The sequence below is a fragment of the Acinetobacter johnsonii genome (assembly GCF_048551975.1).
GTDB classification, from domain to species: Bacteria; Pseudomonadota; Gammaproteobacteria; order Pseudomonadales; family Moraxellaceae; genus Acinetobacter; species Acinetobacter johnsonii_A.
This window is the reverse complement of record NZ_JBIMCF010000001.1, coordinates 23117-40972: the sequence shown is the minus strand read 5'-3', so window position 1 is coordinate 40972 and position 17856 is coordinate 23117. Positions and strand designations below refer to the sequence as shown.

Below are 17856 nucleotides of genomic sequence, written 5' to 3'. Positions count from 1 at the left end.
AATAATAGAATTTAGTAGTGACAGTTTATTGACAGACTCATTTTTTTTGATAAGTGGTGTGTAATTAATTTTGTAAAGCTGTGTAAAGCGATTAGAATAGCGCCACCTTGCTAACACCCTTTGACATATGTCTGATCAAAATCTCTCTCCCAATCAAACAGATCAACTCGATTTGGTCTATGGTTTAAACGACCGCCCTCGTCCAATCATTGCTTTTCTTGCTGCCTTTCAACATCTTCTTGCAATTATTGTCCCAATTGTTACTCCAGGCTTACTTATCTGTCTAGCGCTTGGTGTGTCGAAAGAAGACACCAACATGATTTTATCCATGTCTTTGGTCATTTCAGGGATTGCAACCTTCTTACAATGTAAAAAAGTTGGACCTTTTGGTGCAGGCTTATTGATTGTTCAGGGTACCAGTTTTAACTTTATCGGCCCGATTATTGGAATTGGCTCTGCCATGGTTGCTGCAGGTACTCCAGTAGAATCCGTCATGGCCGCAATTTTTGGTGTGGTAATCGCAGGTTCATTTATTGAAATGGGCGTGTCACGTATTCTGCCTTGGGTGAAAATGCTCATTACTCCATTGGTCACAGGCATTGTAGTGTTATTGATTGGTTTGACTCTCATTAAAGAAGGTCTGATCAGCATGGGTGGTGGCTATCAAGCCATGTCAAACAATACCTTTGCCAATGCAGACAACCTAATCATGTCGTGTACGGTTTTAGGCTTAATTATCTTGCTGAATCGCATCCGTATTACATGGGTAAAAAGTTCTGCTATCTTAATTGCCTTAATTGCAGGGTACACTCTTGCAGGCTTTATGGGGCATCTGGATTTTTCAGGTTTAAAAGATGCGCCTATAGTACAAGTTCCGACGCCAATGCATTTTGGACTCAGCTTCTCTTGGAGCTTGTTTATTCCTATGGCCTTTATTTACCTTGTGACGTCTTTAGAGGCGATTGGTGATATTACAGCAACCTCTAAACTCTCGAACCAACCTGTCGATGGTGCAACATGGATGGAGCGTATTAAAGGCGGTGTCTTGGTGAATGGTGCAAACTCTTTCCTTGCGGGTATTTTCAACACCTTCCCTAGCTCGGTCTTTGCACAAAATAATGGCGTAATTCAACTCACTGGCGTTGCGAGCCGTTATGTCGGCATTTGGATTGCTGCGTTATTGGTGATTCTAGGTTTACTCCCTGCTGTTGCAGGTGTGATTCAGGCGGTCCCTCAAGCTGTTTTAGGCGGCGCTGTAATGGTGATGTTTGGAGCTGTAGCAGCTTCTGGAATCAACATTCTGTCAGGTATTTATCTTGACCGCCGCGCACTACTGATTATTGCCATTTCATTGGCGCTTGGCTTGGGTGTTGCACAAGTTCCACAAATTTTGGAACACTTACCTGAATTATTCCGTAACATCTTTAGCTCGGGTGTTGCGACAGGTGGTATTGCAGCCTTGTTATTAAATATTATTCTTCCTGAAACGAAGAAATAATTGTTCATTTCTGTATGCACTTTGCCCAGCACTGTCTGGGCATCGTTTTTACAATGGAGTATATAAAATGGATCCACGAAGTGAAGTTGTTCTTCGCCAGCAAGAATTTCTCTCTGGTTCAGTTTTACTGGTCAATGCACCGTGCGACGAATTAAACACACAGCTAATTGGTACTGTAAAACCACATTTTTGGACATGGAATTTTAACGAATTACAATATTTCCAAAACCAACAAAGTGATGTGCATTTTGGTATAGATTTGCCTGATGTCGCTTTTGATCAAGCCATCGTGTTTGTTCCAAAGTCAAAAGAACTACTCAATTATGTCCTACACCAACTGGTGAGTCGTTTGGCCGTAGGTGCATCGATCTTTTTAGTCGGTGAAAAGAAAGGAGGTGTAGAGCGCGCTTCTAAACAGCTGCAACCTTTTGGTAAAACCCTCAAATTAGACAGCGCTCGACATTGTCAAATGTGGCAGTTAGTCACCGAAAAAACCGTAACCGCAAAACCTTTAGCTGATTGGGCACAACTCTATACCGTGCCAACTCCGAAAGGTGAATTACAGATTTGCGCATTACCGGGTGTGTTTAGTCAAAATCGTCTGGACGTGGGTACAGCCGTGTTATTGCCTCACCTTTCACAGGTCACTTCTGGAAAAATTGCAGACTTTGGCTGTGGTGCAGGCGTGATCAGTGCTTATTTGGCCAAGTTAAATCCGAAAAATCGCATTTTTGCACTCGATGTCGATGCCTTTGCATTAGCTTCAACAAAAATGACTTTTGAGAAAAATAACCTTTTACCAGAACAACTTGAGATTAAAGCGGTACACGGAATTGAGGATGCCCCTCTGTTTTTACACGCAATCGTCAGTAACCCCCCATTCCATCAAGGCATTCATACAGATTACAATGCCAGCGAAAATTTATGCAAAACATCCCGTCGCCATCTTAAATCGGATGGCGAGTTGTGGATTGTTGCCAACCGCTTTCTGAATTATCCATTACTCATTGAGCAAAGTTTTGGCCAATGTACAACCAAAGCCGATCAACAAGGCTTTAAAGTGCTGTTTGCTAGCACACAAAAGAAATCTTAAGGAACAATGATGAGCGAAACGACTCAACCAGCTCAACTCAAGCGAAAGCTTGGAGCTCGCCATCTGAATATGATTGCCATTGGTGGTTCAATTGGTACAGGTTTATTCCTTGCCTCAGGTGCAACCATTGCAAATGCTGGCCCTGGCGGGGCGTTATTGGCCTACTGCTTAATTGGTGTGATGATTTACTTTCTCATGACCAGTCTGGGTGAGTTGGCAACACACAACCCAACATCGGGTGCATTTTTTACCTATGGCACCAAGTATGTTGAAGGCGGTTTTGGTTTCGCCCTTGGCTGGAACTATTGGTATAACTGGGCCATTACTGTTGCATTTGAATTGGTTGCAGTCCAATTCATCATGAAATTCTGGTTTCCCGACCTGCCCGGTTTCTACTGGAGTGCTCTCTTCTTAGCTGTTGTCTTTGGGATCAATGCACTGACAGTCAAAGGCTTTGGTGAAAGTGAATTCTTCTTCTCTTTGGTTAAAGTCCTTGCCATCATTGTATTTATCATCATTGGTATTTTCATGATTGGTAAAATCATGATGACGCCTGGTGTCGCAACTTTTGCCAACTGGAGCAAAGGTGAAGCGCCCTTCGTTGGTGGCTTATCTGCACTGATTGGTGTGGCGATGATTGCAGGGTTCTCGTTCCAAGGTACCGAAATGGTCGGTGTTGCTGCAGGTGAATCGAAAGATCCACAAAAGACGATTCCGATTGCCATCAAACAGATTTTTTGGCGTATTCTACTGTTTTATGTGGTGTGTATTTTCATTATCGGCACACTCATTTCATATGATGATCCACTTTTGTTACAAGCGGCTTCATCAGAGAATATTGCACTCTCTCCATTTACCCTCCTGTATGAAAAAGCTGGTTTTGCCTTTGCTGCCAGCGTTATGAATGCCGTGATTTTAACCGCGATTCTATCGGCAGGTAATTCAGGGATGTATTCATCTACGCGTATGCTGTTCAATATGGCCCAAAATGGCAGTGCACCTAAAGTGTTTGCCAAATTAGACCCACGCGGCGTACCCATGAATGCGCTTTATGCGACAACTGCAATTGCTGCACTTTGCTTCTTAACCACCTTCATTGGCGAAGAACAGGTCTTTAATTGGCTGCTCAATATGTCGGGTATGTGTGGCTTTATTGTTTGGTTAGGGATTGCTGTTTCACACTATCGTTTCCGTAAAGGCTATGTTGCCCAAGGGCATAAGGTTGAAGACTTAGCTTATCGTGCAAAATTCTTCCCATTTGCTCCGTGGTTCGCCTTTATCCTGTGTGCGATTGTTGTTTTAGGTCAAAACTACCAAGCAGTGCTTGATGGCGAATGGCTCTCTGTGTTATCGACCTATATTGGTATTTTCTTATTCTTGGCGATTTGGCTAGGCTATAAATGGAAATACAAAACCAAACTTGTTTCTTACCAAGAAATGGATGTCAGTCCAATGAGTCCTGATCGCGAATAAAATCCTTTCATCATAAAAGACAGCCTTCGGGCTGTTTTTTATTATCATTTATCCATTTGCTAAAGCCGTAAAGCATAAATTAATAACGCAATTTTCAATAAGACAGTTCAATTATTGACTTCACATAAAAGCGATATCTATGACTCGGATCCACTCTAAACTTAGTTAATATTCTGCAACCAGCATCCGCTCACTTATACGATTAACAATTTACATATCTAGGTTGTAAAAATTTAGCCTCTCAATTCGCACAGCAATAACTAAATGTTACGGTTCATTGAGTACTGATCTCTATCAAATTCCTAGCCCCCTAAATATCAAGCCAGAAATATTATCTCGCTGGCAAACAAATCTTTATAAAAATAAATATAAATATCAATTCATTCTAAAGGCAAAAGTTATGATCGATGTCGTGAAGCATGAGTGAATAAAATCCACTCTTCATTCTTCTTATATTCATCCTCTAAAATGAAATACTTCTAACTGTGTCTTATGTCCTATGCGTAAATGACCATAACCAACGTAAGCCTTAAAGACTCTTACATTGAGCTTGAGTTTATTTTCAACGATGTGAGTTAACATAAATTTCATTATTTTAGACATAAAAAACGACTCCGAAGAGTCGTTTTTTAGTTAAAACTCAGATTATTGAGCTTGAACTGTGCGGCTGCCAGAAATTGTCGCGAATACACGACGGTTCATAGCACGGCCTTCTTTAGTGTTGTTGTCAGCAATCGGTTGGTCCCAAGCGAAACCTTGAGTAGACAAACGAGCTGGGTCAACGTTGTATTCGTTTACTAGAGACGATTTAACAGAGTTAGCACGAGCTAAAGATAAACGTTCGTTCAATGCACGTGGACCAGTGTTGTCTGTGTGACCTTCGATGCGAGCAGTAGCGTTTGGATATTCAACTAACTTCTCAGCAACTTTAGCGATTTCTGGCTTGTATTGGTCTTTGATGTTTGATTTGTTTGTATCAAAGAACACACGAAGTTCCATGTTAAGGTCTTCAGTTAACTCTTGTGGTTGAACTGGAGCAACTGGCTCAACTGGAGCAACTTCTACTACTGGAGCAGCAGGTTTCAAGTGACCACCGAGAACTACGTTAAGACCAGCTAAAGCTGTGTAGTTCCAGAATTTTTCGTCAAAATTATGTGTAGCACGGGCTTCTGTACGTAGAGACAAAGCATCGTTTAAGCGCCAGAAAGCACCTAAACCTACATTACCTAAAGTACCTTCCTCAGCTTCATCACCTGAAATTGAACCTTCACCTTTATACTTGTAGTGACCAGCACCTAAAAGTACGTACGGCTTGATTTTACTGTCATAGTTTTTAGTAATCAAATCAGAAGTAGCATAAAAGTTACCGTTGATTTGAGTTTGTTTGTATTCAGCACCAGCAGGCACATCACCTTCAACATCACCTTTAACTTGGTTGTATTCAGCTTCAAAACCTAGCCATGGAGTCAATTCAACACCAAGTGCTGCACCAACGAATAAATCGTCTTGTAGCTCAGGACCATCTGTTAAATGATCACCACCATTATTGTGTTTACTGTCTTGCCAAGTATAACCAAGCATTAATGGAGTAACAGTTACGCCCGCGTTTGCAGCAGCTAAAGGAGCAGCTACGAGCATTGCTAATGCAATACGACTCATTTTCATGGATTTATCCTCCAGAGATAACAATTGTTTTTCAAGCTAAGCTTAAAATTATTTAACCATTCTGAGATAGGCTTTTTTATACCCCAGTTTTATTTTTAAGCTATTCGCAATGAATCATACAAACACTTTATTTTTTTTCCAAGTGCTTGATAACTTTAATCAAGTAAATTATTGACAAAATTACTTACAAATTCCGTTGTAATTCGGTAATTTTTTACTCAATCTTTACTTGCGAATAGCTTATTTTCACTTGTCTTACATTTTAACAGTTTTTTAAACAAGTTGAGTACTACTAATTATGTATAAAATTTGTTTGATAAACAAAGCTTTAATAAATAAAAAATAGCCCACAACAATAAAACTGGATAACCATATGTTTTTTATAAATAAAAAAGGGTTCACATTATTTGAACTCCTGATCACTATTAGCATTATTCTGATCATTTGTACAATCGCACTTCCTCACTTTCATCAGTATATGGCCTCACAAGAGCGAAGCAAAACACTGAATACATTACGAAATAGTATTCAGGCAGCCAAAAATATGGCTAACCTGCAACGTCAAAATATCACCATTTGCCCAAGTCAAGACCTTATTCAATGCCAAAATCATCAATGGAACACAGGTTTTATTGTATTTATCGATAATAATAAAAATCGACGAGTAGATACTAATGAAACGATTATTCGGACAGAACAACAACAGCTTAAATATGGCAATCTTGATTGGCGTGGCACACTCAACCTTCCATCATTAAGCTTTAAAGCTGAAAATGGCCTCCCCCTTGGCTCAAATGGAACCTTCTATTACTGCTCTATACAAAGTCAGGATCACTTTAAACTGGTCATGAGCAAAATGGGTCAGACCCGAACAGAACTCATCAATACTTGTAACTAGACCCATGAGTCCATAATCACGTTTTCAGCTTTTCTCTCGAGTAAATTTACATATACTGCTTAAGTTTCCAACAAAACGTATAAGTGATTCGGAGAAGAAAATGACAGACATCGTGATTGTAAATGGTGCTCGTACGGCAATGGGCGGTTTTCAAGGCAGTTTAGCCAGTGTAACCGCTCCAGAACTCGGTGCTGTGACGATTAAAGAAGCGATTGCTCGTGCTGGCCTACACGCAAACGATGTAGAAGAAGTAATTATGGGCTGTGTTCTACCTGCAGGATTAAAGCAAGGTCCAGCACGTCAAGCTATGCGCCAAGCAGGTTTACCTGATTCAACAGGTGCTGTGACCATCAATAAATTATGTGGTTCTGGCATGAAAGCGGTAATGCAAGCTGCGGATATGATCAAAGCTGGTTCAGCAAATATCGTGGTTGCAGGTGGCATGGAGTCGATGACCAATGCTCCCTATATTTTAACCAAAGCGCGTGCGGGCTACCGTATGGGACATGGCGATGTCAAAGACCACATGTTCCTTGATGGCTTAGAAGATGCAGAAACAGGTCGATTGATGGGTTCTTTTGCACAAGATATGGCCAATACCCGTGGCTATACGCGTGAGCAAATGGATGCCTTCGCGATTCGTTCTTTAGAGCGTGCACAAACAGCGGTCAACGAAGGTTACTTTGCAGATGAAATCGTGCCTGTGACCGTTTCATCTCGCAAAGGTGATGTTGTCGTTGATAAAGATGAACAACCGTTCAATGCCAATATTGCAAAAATTCCAAGCCTTCGTCCTGCTTTCGCTAAAGATGGAACTATCACTGCTGCAAATGCAAGCTCAATCTCGGATGGTGCATCCGCACTGGTTTTAACTTCAGCAGAAAATGCATCGAACAAAGGTTTAGCACCATTAGCGAAAATTGTGGCTTATGCATCGAACTCACAACATCCATCAGAGTTCACTATTGCACCAGTCGGTGCAATTGAAAAAGTGCTTAAGAAAACAGGTTGGAATGCACAGGACGTAGATCTTTGGGAAATCAATGAAGCTTTTGCAATGGTGACCATGTGTCCAATCGATGACTTCAAACTTGATCCAGCAAAAGTGAACATCAATGGTGGAGCTTGCGCATTGGGTCACCCTGTCGGTTCAACTGGTTCACGTATTATCCTAACTTTGATTCATGCGCTTAAACGTACAGGTGGTAAAAAAGGGATTGCGGCACTATGCATCGGCGGTGGTGAAGCAACAGCTGTAGCGATTGAATTACTTTAATATGCAAGTAACACTCTTTTATTGACATATTTTATACAATAAAAGATTGGATGATTAGTTGATATAAAAGCGACATTTATGAAAATCCCTCGACTGCGAGGGATTTTTTATTACAAGATTGTATTAGGGGGCGATCTTAACGACTTGTTAAAATAACGACGAAAAAAACAACAAGGATAAGACAATGCAACTGAATCACTACCTCAACTTTAATGGTCAAACTGAAGCCGCTTTTAATTTTTACAAGTCTGTCTTTGGTGGAGAGTTTGCAACGTTCATGCGTTATGGAGACTTACCTTCAGATGAAAGTTCAGTTACCCTTTCCGACGCTGACCAACAAAAAATCATGCATGTTTCGCTTCCCATCAATGCCAGCACGATTCTGATGGCTTCGGATACTAACGATCAGTTTTGCGCCCAAAGCAATACTGTCTTTACTGTAGGCAACAACCACTATATTTCGATTAACTTAGATGCCCATGAAGAAGCCGATGCTAAACGCTTATTTGATGCGCTTTCAGTCAATGGAAAAATAGAGATGCCTTTAGAGAAAACCTTTTGGGGCGCACTTTATGGTGCATTTACCGATCAGTTTAGAATTAAATGGATGGTGAATTGCCAATTACAAGAAGGATAAAAGCGTCTTCTTTTTAAACATCAATATTTGAAAATTGCGCAATAATAGTGAGCCCCACGGTAATAAAACCAATACCGAGCCATCCAGCCAAATCGATGTTCTGCCCTAAAAATGCTTTAGCAAGGAGTGCTGTAGCAATGACACCAATGCCAGACCACAGCACATATAAAATTCCCGCTTGCATAAATTTCAAGGCATAGGCTGCACACGCAAAAGAAATTATGTAAAGCACCAGTGCAATGCCCTGATCCGACTTATTAACCAACCCATTACCTTTTGCGGAATAAAAAGTCGAAAGTACATCTGTAGCAATAGCAATAAGTAGCCAAATGACACCGGGATTAATTTTTGCAAAAAGTGCCATCATGTCCAATTTACCTGTTTCTTTTTCTTCAATTTGTTCATCAAAAATGTTGCATATAAATACAAAAAAGCTGAACCGAAGTCCAGCTTTTCATTGCTTGCTTAAAAAATTAAGCGCCCGTTTGATAACTGGCTTGTGCAACGGCTGTTGATGCTTGATATGGATTTCTAAAATCATTTAAACCCGCTGCAGCCTCAAGAATGTCTTTACCTTCTTTAATGACAAAGGTATCAAAGCCTGAACGTTTCATGTAGTTCAAGACATCTTTAAACACATCACCTGTTGCACGTAGTTCACCTTGGAAACCTTGGCGACGTAATAGAGCTGCAAATGAATAGCCACGACCATCGTTAAAACCGGCAAAATCAATAAAGATGGCATCTAGCTGATCTAAAGGGAACTCATGCGTTTCAGGAGAAGCATCGACTGTAACCAGTAGTGCTTTTTTACCCGAAACTTCAGCTAATTGATCTAACTGCTCAACCGTTAAAACCACATCACCTTGCGGTAAAACACCATCTTCACCAATCACTTGGTAAGTATTGTCTGCAATCGAGCCATCTTTAGAGAGGACTTGTAGTGCTGTATTAAGCATATGCACGCTCCTTAAAGGGTTGAATGCCCACACGGCGATAAGTATCAATGAATTCTTCACCCTCAGCACGAAGGTCAAGATAAGTATTTAAAATTTCTTCAACGATGTCTGGCACAACCTCAGCTGCAAATGAAGGGCCTAAAATGTCACCAATTGAAGCATCATGATCGGCATTACCACCCAAAGTGATTTGGTAGAATTCAGCGCCTTTTTTGTCTACACCTAAAATACCAATGTTGCCCACATGGTGATGACCACATGCATTCATACAACCTGAAATATTCAGATCCAGTTTGCCAAGGTTATAAATGGTATCTAAGTCATCAAAACGACGTGAAATCGCTTCTGAAATAGGAATCGATTTCGCATTTGCCAGTGAACAGAAGTCACCGCCTGGGCAGCAGATAATGTCGGTTAAGAAACCAATGTGTGCACGCGCTAGATTGTTTTTCTCAAGAATAGTCCACAGTTCAAATAAATCCTTCTGTGGCACATCTACCAAAGAAATATTTTGCTCATGCGTGGTCCGCAGTTCACCAAAGGTGTATTTGTCTGCAAGGTCTGCAATCAAATTCATCTCTTCCGTGGTCACGTCACCCGGTGCAATACCCGTACGTTTCAACGAAATCGTTACAATACGGTAGCCCTTCACTTTGTGAGCATTGGTGTTGATATTGAACCACTGTTTGAATTTCGGATGTGCAGCAAACTGTTCAGAAAAATCTTCATCTGCATAATCTTGATAATCAAACGGCATAAATTCTTCGTCTAATTTCTGCAAAATTTCAGGCTGAATTTTTAAAGTTTTAATGGTGTGCTCAAACTCAGCTTCGACTTTCTCAGCAAAAACTTGAGGCGTCAACGCTTTCACCAAAATCTTAATACGTGCTTTGTATTTGTTATCACGACGACCGTGTAAGTTATAAACACGCAGTACGGCTTCTAAGTAAGCAATCAGGTCTTCACGTGGCAAGAAGTCACGAATGAAACTACCAATCACAGGGGTACGACCTAAGCCACCACCGACTTTAATTTTATAGCCAATTTCGCCCGCTTCATTTTTAACGATATACACCCCAATATCATGGAATGATGTCGCTGCACGATCAGTTTCTTTAAGTGCTGATACAGCAATCTTGAACTTACGTGGCAAGAAGGCAAATTCTGGATGGAAGGTTGACCATTGACGTATCAATTCACACGTTGGACGTGGGTCAGCCACTTCACCAGCAACCACACCTGCATATTGGTCTGTAGTCGTGTTACGAATACAGTTACCCGAAGTTTGGATCGCATGCATTTGTACAGAAGCTAGCTCTTGAAGCATGTCTGGAACATTTTCTAGCGCAGGCCAGTTAAACTGAATATTCTGACGCGTTGAAACGTGTGCATAACCACGGTCAAACTCAGTTGCAAGTTGTGCAACTTTGCGCAATTGCGTTGAGTTCATTAAGCCATAAGGCACAGCAATACGTAACATTGGCGCATAGCGTTGTACATAGAGACCGTTTTGAAGACGTAATGGGCGGTACTCATCTTCAGTGAGTTTTCCAGCTAAATAACGTTCCGTTTGGTCACGGAACTGTGCAACACGTTCATTGATCAGTTGCTGATCGAAATCAGTATATAAATACATGGCGTACAGCTAGTAGTTTCATTATAACGGCTGACAGCATAACGAGATTTAAACTATCAACAAAATGCGTTTTTTACATATTTCATAGCTGTTTTATTGATAAGGATAAGTAGATGTACTGTTTGTCCCTAATCCTAAAGGTTTTTTCTGATTAAATTATTTTTTATTAGATACTTATACATTATTCAGCTAACTTCCTTCAATCTATCGTATACACGCTAGCCCATCCATTGCTACTACGTGAATTTTAAACTCGGCTTATCTGGGTAGAACTCAATTTTTCTATTCTTTCCTCCTCATCACTTTGCCCTTTTAAACCGACTGCATATAAAAATAGCCTGACGAATCAGGCTATTTTAAAGTTTAAATAACTACAGACGATTATTTTGCATCGGGTAAGGCATACGCCACCAAAGCATCTCCCATCTTGGTGCCAAATGAACCATGACCACCCGCCATAATGACTACATACTGCTTGCCATTGGCTTCATAGGTCATTGGTGTTGCTTGACCGCCCGCTGGTAGACGACCTTTCCAAAGTTCATCACCATTGGTCACGTTGATAGCACGGATATAGTTATCTTGCGTACCACCGACAAACATCACATTCCCCGCAGTTGAGATTGAACCACCAAGCATAGGAACCCCCATTTTAAATGGTGGTAATTGAATCCCCGGTAAGCTGTCACGGATTGTACCAATACGACGTTTCCATGCAACTTCGTGAGTATTTAAATCCACACCCGCCACAAAGCCCCAAGCAGGCTGTTTACATGGCAAACCAAATGGAGACAAGAACGCACTGATCTCTACACCGTAAGGCACACCATACATCGGTTGTACACCCGCTTCGGTGCCTGCACCTTTGGCTGTTTTCGGACGGTTTGGATCGGCTGGAATGAGTCGAGAAACAAACGGTAAACCGATTGGGTTCATCACCGCGATTTGACGATCAGGGTTAACGGACATACCGCCCCATTCAAATACACCCAAGTTGCCTGGGAAAACTAAAGTTCCATTTTCTGAAGGTGGGGTATAAATACCGTCATAGTTCAGTTTGTGGAAAGACACACGGCACATCAACTGGTCAAACATGGTTGCACCCCACATTTGCTTATCCGTCAGTTTCTCTTTTGGCGCAAGGTCAAAGTCAGAGAAAGGTTGTGTCGCAGAGTAACGCTCACCTTTGGTTTGCGGCCCACGTTTCACTGTTTGTGGTACAGGTTTTTCCGTAATTGGAACAATGGCTGCACCAGTACGACGGTCTAGAACAAAGGCATTGCCCGTTTTCGTTAATACGTAAATGGCAGGAACCATTTTGCCTGACTTATCTTTAATATCCGTCAATGTCGGCTGTGATGGTACATCCATATCCCACAAATCATGATGCGTGGTTTGGAAGTTCCACACCAACTTACCTGTTGAAGCATTCAGTGCCAGCATTGAGTTAGCATAACGCTCATGCAACTCAGTACGGTTACCGCCCCAAATATCTGGCGTACCCACACCCGTTGGAATGTAAACCATATCCAAGGCTGCATCATAGGCTAATGGTGCCCATGCATTCGGTGAGTTTTGAACATACTTTTGACCCGGAGCTGGAATCGCATTTGGATCTTCGGCACCTGTGTCAAAGACCCACAACAATGCGCCGGTATTCACATCATAACCACGAATCACACCTGAAGGTTCTTCAGTTGAATAGTTATCTGTGGTTGAACCCGCAATAATAATCGTCGTGCCTGTGACCACAGGTGGAGAAGTTGGGATATAACCACCCGGATAAGGGAATGGCATATCTTTTTGTAAGTCGACTTCACCATTTTTACCAAAGTCCGTACAACGCTCACCAGTATCAGCATTGATGGCAACCAAACGACCATCATTGACAGGTAAGATTACTTTACGTGGGCACAACTCAGACGATGACTTTTTATGTTGCAAGCTGGCTTCAAAACCAACTGTATTGTTCGCATCATAATAAGACACGCCACGACAGGTTAAATGCTGAAAAGTATTGTCCGATTTCAACTTCGGATCAAAAGTCCATTTCGCCTTACCTGTCGCTGGGTCGAGGGCAACCAGTTTTTGGTGCGTGGTACAGATATACATATTGTCCCCAACTTTAATTGGGGTGACCTGATTGGTGGTTTCACCAGAGTCATTTTCTGTTTTAAAGTCACCTGTGTTATAGGTCCAAGCCACTTTTAAATCTTTAACATTCTCAGAATTAATTTGCGTTAAAGGAGAATAGCGCAAACCAGACTGAGTACGACCATAAGCAGGCCAGTCGCCATCAGCAACACCCGGAATGGACTGTGCGGTTGCAGGTTGCTTGCTGCTCAGTTCACCTCGAATTTCTTGAGGATCATTAAACACAGCAAAAATCATCACGGCAATAGTCACCGCCAGTGAACCTGTTAAAACTAGTTTTGCACTTTTAGCATTGTCAAAACCGCGTGTGACCGCTGGAATGAGTAGCCATAAACCAAATAAACCAAGGATATCTAAGCGTGGCGCCAAGGCAAAGAAGTCTGAACCCACTTCCCATAAGCCCCAAATCACTGTACCCAAGACCAACAACGCATAAACGATTAATGCCGTACTTTTTAATTTTTGCAGTAGAACTGCAGTCGCGATGAAGAGTAAACCTGCAATGATGTAGTACCAAGACCCACCAAGCACTGCAAGATAAATCCCTCCTATCAGCAGGACTAAACCAAAGATTACAGCAATCACAGCTGTAAAAGTTTTAAGCCCTGAACCTGAAGACGGAGTACTCATATTGACCACCTTTTTCTTAGATTCTGTTAAAAGCTCATATCGTTTTAATATCGATATGAACACCTAGACAGTTTTTAGATTTTAAGTATCTGTCCAAACGACTTATTTCGAACAGTTTTATGCTTTGAACAACCGTTAAAAGTTTTTATCAACCTTGCTGGACAAATACTTATCGATCTAGAAACTAAAATGCGGTCTGGAATTTAATTCCGCCGACCCATGCATTTTCACCATTTTTATATGCGCCTACATGGCGGATATATTGGATATTGGGACGAATGGTTAACCAGTTGGCTGCATGAATACCATAGTGAATCTCGGCATCATATTCTTCACTTTTTAGGCCACGGGCGTCGATGCTGTTATTGACAATATTCGCGTCATTGACATCATCATTGATATTAATACGGGCTAGGCCAATCGCAATTTCGTCTTGAGGGCGGGCATCAAAAGCGCCTTTATAGACCAAACCAATGTTCTGCATGTCACGAACCGTATTTGTATCTGAATCATGTAGCGTGAGATTCACAAAACCTGTTAAACCGCGCGCGGCATCACCGTGATGTGCTGTGAGTTGCTGCTTGGCAACCACCCAGCCGCCTTGTTTATGTGAGGTTTGCTGTGGGTTTTGAATGTCTGTGGCATCTGCCGAACTGTAGTAATAACCCGCACGATATTCACCAGGTAACTTATTTATACCTACAGCAGGTTGCCACACCACTTCAGCAGGAATAATGGCACCATGCGAACCGTAAGTACTTAAGTTCCAGCCTTTGCCACGTTCTAAATTTTCAGGGTTATATTCATACACCCCGACTTGTGCATACAGGTCTGGCCGAAGGTTATATTTGACTCGTGCAGCCCATTGGCTGACAGGCCAGTTGTACCACTGGTCACCGACCCAGTTACCAACTTGAGAGCCGCAGAGCGCAAGGTTTTGGAAATCACAGTCGAAACTGTTGAAGTCTTCACCTTCACCAAAACGACCGACTTTGATGTCTAACTTTTGATCCATGAACTTTTTCTTAATCCACAAATCCGTTAAACGCCACGTTTGTCCACGTCCCCACACTTCTTGAGTGGAACTTAAATGTCCATCTAAAGCATCGGATGTTTGAGAAAGTGAACGCCCATTGCGTTCGGTAATGGTGATTTGAGCCTCAGTATCCTGCCAGCCCAAAATCTTGTCTAAATCGAAGTGCGTACCGAATGCAAACTGGTCTGCATATTCGGTACCATGACTTGAAGAATGTGAGGCATCGAGCAACGTTGCTATTTCACCCGTATAGCCAAAGCTAAAGTCGTAGCCTTTTTGCTGCAATGCACTGCGCTGACCACTCCAATCACCCAGCATCCAAGGGCTTTCTGCCTCAAAGGCATTTGCAGCATACACACTTTGAAAGCAGCAACTGAGCGCTAAGAGACTGAGGTTAAAACACCAACTTCTTTTACATTTATTCATAATTGGTGACCTTTCTTACAAAATTACAACTAATCGATATGATACGCTTTATTTGTATAAAAACCCATTTTATGACTTTTTGTTGTTTTAAATATATCCAAATTATCGTTATATGATATTTACAAAGAATCGAAACCGACTGGTTTGCCTATAAATTCATATCTTATTTTTGAACGTGAAAACTTAATTGGACAAGCTAATTGTTGTTCGCTTTTTGTACTCCCCTCTTGTAAAGGTACAGAAACCACCCATGCACGATCTTTGGCCAACTGCGAATCAAGTGCTTCGTCTAACTTTAATACAGGCTCAACGCAGACATCTTGCTGCTGAAAAATTGCTTTCCACGTGGCAAAATCTTGGGTTTTAATTTTGTCTTTTATTGCTTGTTTCACCACCTGACGGTCTTCGGTTGCCAGTGAGGCTCCTTTTTCAGCCACAATCGGCAAGTCTAAAATCTGGGCCAGCCCATGTAAAAACTGCGGCTCTAAACTCCCAATCGATAAATAACGCCCATCTTGCGTTTCATAATAGTCATAAAAAGTCGCACCATTGAGATAGCTTTGCTCCGGCCCTTGCTTTTCCTGTCCTGCTAAGCTCGCCGCTGCAGCCATGCTACTGAGCCCCACCACACAGTCAGTCATAGAGATATCAATATACTGTCCTATGCCACTACGCTGCCTTTCGATCACAGCTGCGAGTATTCCTATCACGCTATGTAATGACCCGCCTGCAATATCCGCAATTTGAATTCCCAAAGGAGGAGGACCACTGTGCTGTCGGCCGCTATGTCCTGCGATCCCAGACAAAGCCACATAGTTGATATCGTGGCCTGCTTTATTTTGATATAAACCTGTTTGCCCATAACCCGTAATGGAACAATAGATCAAGCGCGGATTAATTGCAGATAAGGTCTGATAATCAAGTCCTAATCTTTGCATCACGCCTGGACGGAATTGTTCAATCACAATGTCATAGTCTGAAATTTTCGATTTGATCAGTTCAATATTGGCAGGATCCTTCAAATCAAGAGCGACAGCATGCTTATTTCGGTTGAGATAACTATGTGCTGTGGCCTGTCCATTGGCATAAGGTGGCATTAAACGGATCAGATCGGGGCGGGTTGGAGACTCGATGCGGATCACTTCTGCACCTAAGTCTGCTAAGTACATTGTTGCAAAAGGTCCGGGCAAAAGTGTAGAAAAATCGAGAACTTTCAATCCTTTCAACGCCATATCCATGTTTATTTTCTCTTTTTATGTTGATTTTTTAGCTATTTTAGAAATATAAAAGCAACAAAACAATGTCATGTTCAGCCATTTACCTTGATCATTTCGGCAATTTAACATGTAAAAAGGCAAAAAACTTTAGTGTAAATTGCCTAAAATACTTTTTAGCGTCATTTAGGTCAAACGCAAGTGAATATAAAAGAGACTGAAGGATTAAATATGAGCCGTGATACCATTAGTATCCATTTCGTCAATGCGGCTTTAACTGGTGTAAAACGTCTTGGCATGGATGTCGAAACATTACTTTCTCACGTAGGGATTGAGGCAGAACTACTGCGTCAACCTAAAGCCCGTATTTCTCCAGAACAATATACTCGCTTCGTTAAAATGTTATGGATGGTGACCCAAGACGAACATGTTGGCTTCGATAAGCAACCACGCCGTTTAGGTACGTTTGCTATCATGTGTCAGCTGATTATTCATGCCAAAACCTTAGGTGATGCTTTAGAACTGTCGTCACAGTTTTATAAATTGTTTGGTGATGAGTGGTCGGTGACATTAGAGCGCGACAAGCATGAAGCTCGTCTTGTTCCTCAGATTCCGAAATCGATGGACCCAGATCACTTCATTACCGAAAGTATGCTGATGATTTGGCATGGTCTCGCGTCTTGGTTGATTGAACGTCGTTTACCGCTGGAACGTGTGCACTTTGGTTATGAACGTCCGACTCATGCAGATGAGTATGATGCCCTGTTCTTCGCACCTGTGATGCAGTTCGACATGCCGCGTACCGAAATCACTTTTGCCGCAGATTATTTGGACTTACCAATTCGTCAAAATGAAGAAACGTTAGAAGAGTTTTTAAAAGCCGCGCCTGCACAGTTGTTGGTGAAATTTAAAAACACCAACTCACTCACTTCACGTATTCGTGATGTATTGAAGAGCCAAATTGGTGAGGAAATGCCAACTCTGAATGATGTGGCTTCTATGCTGTATTTATCTCCACAAACGTTGCGTCGCCGCTTAGCCGCTGAAGGTAAAAGTTACCAAGGCGTGAAAGATGCATTACGTCGTGATGCCGCGATCCACCTACTATTGAACCCAGGTTTGACTTTAGAAGATGTGGCACAACAAGTGGGGTTTAGTGAAACCAGTACCTTCCACCGTGCCTTTAAAAAATGGACTGGAGTTACACCCGGTTTATATCGCCAACTACACGGCTATCACTAATTTTCTAGTTTAACGACGG

The 17856-nt window shown here is 41.8% G+C and carries 14 protein-coding genes; 7 read left to right on the top strand and 7 right to left on the bottom strand.

Annotated elements, in window-relative coordinates; translation table 11 throughout:
• The first annotated feature begins 127 nt into the window (after positions 1-127).
• The 3 genes from ACG9ZB_RS00195 (at position 128) to ACG9ZB_RS00185 (ending at position 4064) form a co-directional block, all read left to right on the top strand.
• Complete coding sequence (locus ACG9ZB_RS00195) at positions 128-1498, top strand: uracil-xanthine permease family protein (RefSeq protein WP_419323357.1); 1371 nt, start codon at positions 128-130, stop codon at positions 1496-1498.
• A 67-nt stretch (positions 1499-1565) separates the two neighbouring features.
• Entirely contained in the window at positions 1566-2591 is a 1026-nt protein-coding gene (locus ACG9ZB_RS00190; protein WP_419323355.1) for a methyltransferase, read from the top strand.
• Positions 2592-2600: 9 nt separating this feature from the next.
• Entirely contained in the window at positions 2601-4064 is a 1464-nt protein-coding gene (locus ACG9ZB_RS00185) for an amino acid permease (RefSeq protein WP_419323353.1), read from the top strand.
• A gap of 645 nt (positions 4065-4709) precedes the next feature.
• On the opposite strand, the gene omp38 is transcribed toward ACG9ZB_RS00185, so the two are convergent.
• A complete protein-coding gene (gene omp38, locus ACG9ZB_RS00180) occupies positions 4710-5729 on the bottom strand; it encodes an outer membrane protein Omp38 (RefSeq protein WP_183174367.1) in 1020 nt (339 codons plus the stop codon).
• Between the two features lie 373 nt (positions 5730-6102).
• Between omp38 and ACG9ZB_RS00175 the strand changes: the two genes are divergently transcribed.
• The 3 genes from ACG9ZB_RS00175 (at position 6103) to ACG9ZB_RS00165 (ending at position 8540) form a co-directional block, all read left to right on the top strand.
• Positions 6103-6627 (top strand): GspH/FimT family protein, encoded by a 525-nt coding sequence (locus ACG9ZB_RS00175; protein ID WP_183174368.1) that lies wholly within the window; start codon positions 6103-6105, stop codon positions 6625-6627.
• Positions 6628-6727: 100 nt separating this feature from the next.
• Positions 6728-7903 (top strand): thiolase family protein, encoded by a 1176-nt coding sequence (locus ACG9ZB_RS00170; protein ID WP_004983123.1) that lies wholly within the window; start codon positions 6728-6730, stop codon positions 7901-7903.
• 184 nt (positions 7904-8087) lie between these two features.
• The gene (locus ACG9ZB_RS00165; RefSeq protein ID WP_419323351.1) at positions 8088-8540 is read left to right on the top strand and encodes a VOC family protein; all 453 of its coding nucleotides are present in this window, start codon (positions 8088-8090) and stop codon (positions 8538-8540) included.
• Between the two features lie 13 nt (positions 8541-8553).
• Here ACG9ZB_RS00165 and ACG9ZB_RS00160 read toward each other — a convergent pair whose 3' ends face one another.
• The 6 genes from ACG9ZB_RS00160 to ACG9ZB_RS00135 form a co-directional block, all read right to left on the bottom strand.
• Positions 8554-8907, bottom strand: a complete 354-nt coding sequence (locus ACG9ZB_RS00160) for a DMT family transporter (protein ID WP_148825551.1) — start codon at positions 8905-8907, stop codon at positions 8554-8556.
• Between the two features lie 106 nt (positions 8908-9013).
• Positions 9014-9499: a DUF934 domain-containing protein gene (locus ACG9ZB_RS00155; protein ID WP_062034136.1), complete on the bottom strand. Its 486-nt coding sequence runs from the start codon at positions 9497-9499 to the stop codon at positions 9014-9016.
• Positions 9492-11135: a nitrite/sulfite reductase gene (locus ACG9ZB_RS00150; RefSeq protein WP_419323349.1), complete on the bottom strand. Its 1644-nt coding sequence runs from the start codon at positions 11133-11135 to the stop codon at positions 9492-9494. The genes ACG9ZB_RS00155 and ACG9ZB_RS00150 overlap by 8 nt, the downstream gene beginning before the upstream one ends.
• Positions 11136-11516: 381 nt before the next feature.
• Positions 11517-13919: a glucose/quinate/shikimate family membrane-bound PQQ-dependent dehydrogenase gene (locus ACG9ZB_RS00145; protein ID WP_010327444.1), complete on the bottom strand. Its 2403-nt coding sequence runs from the start codon at positions 13917-13919 to the stop codon at positions 11517-11519.
• Positions 13920-14103: 184 nt separating this feature from the next.
• Complete coding sequence (locus ACG9ZB_RS00140; protein ID WP_419323347.1) at positions 14104-15381, bottom strand: carbohydrate porin; 1278 nt, start codon at positions 15379-15381, stop codon at positions 14104-14106.
• Between the two features lie 119 nt (positions 15382-15500).
• Positions 15501-16619 carry a CaiB/BaiF CoA transferase family protein gene (locus tag ACG9ZB_RS00135; protein ID WP_419323345.1) on the bottom strand — a complete coding sequence of 373 codons (1119 nt, stop codon included), beginning with the start codon at positions 16617-16619 and terminating at the stop codon, positions 15501-15503.
• Positions 16620-16826: 207 nt separating this feature from the next.
• Between ACG9ZB_RS00135 and ACG9ZB_RS00130 the strand changes: the two genes are divergently transcribed.
• Complete coding sequence (locus tag ACG9ZB_RS00130; protein WP_004695134.1) at positions 16827-17837, top strand: AraC family transcriptional regulator; 1011 nt, start codon at positions 16827-16829, stop codon at positions 17835-17837.
• Positions 17838-17856: the final 19 nt, after the last annotated feature.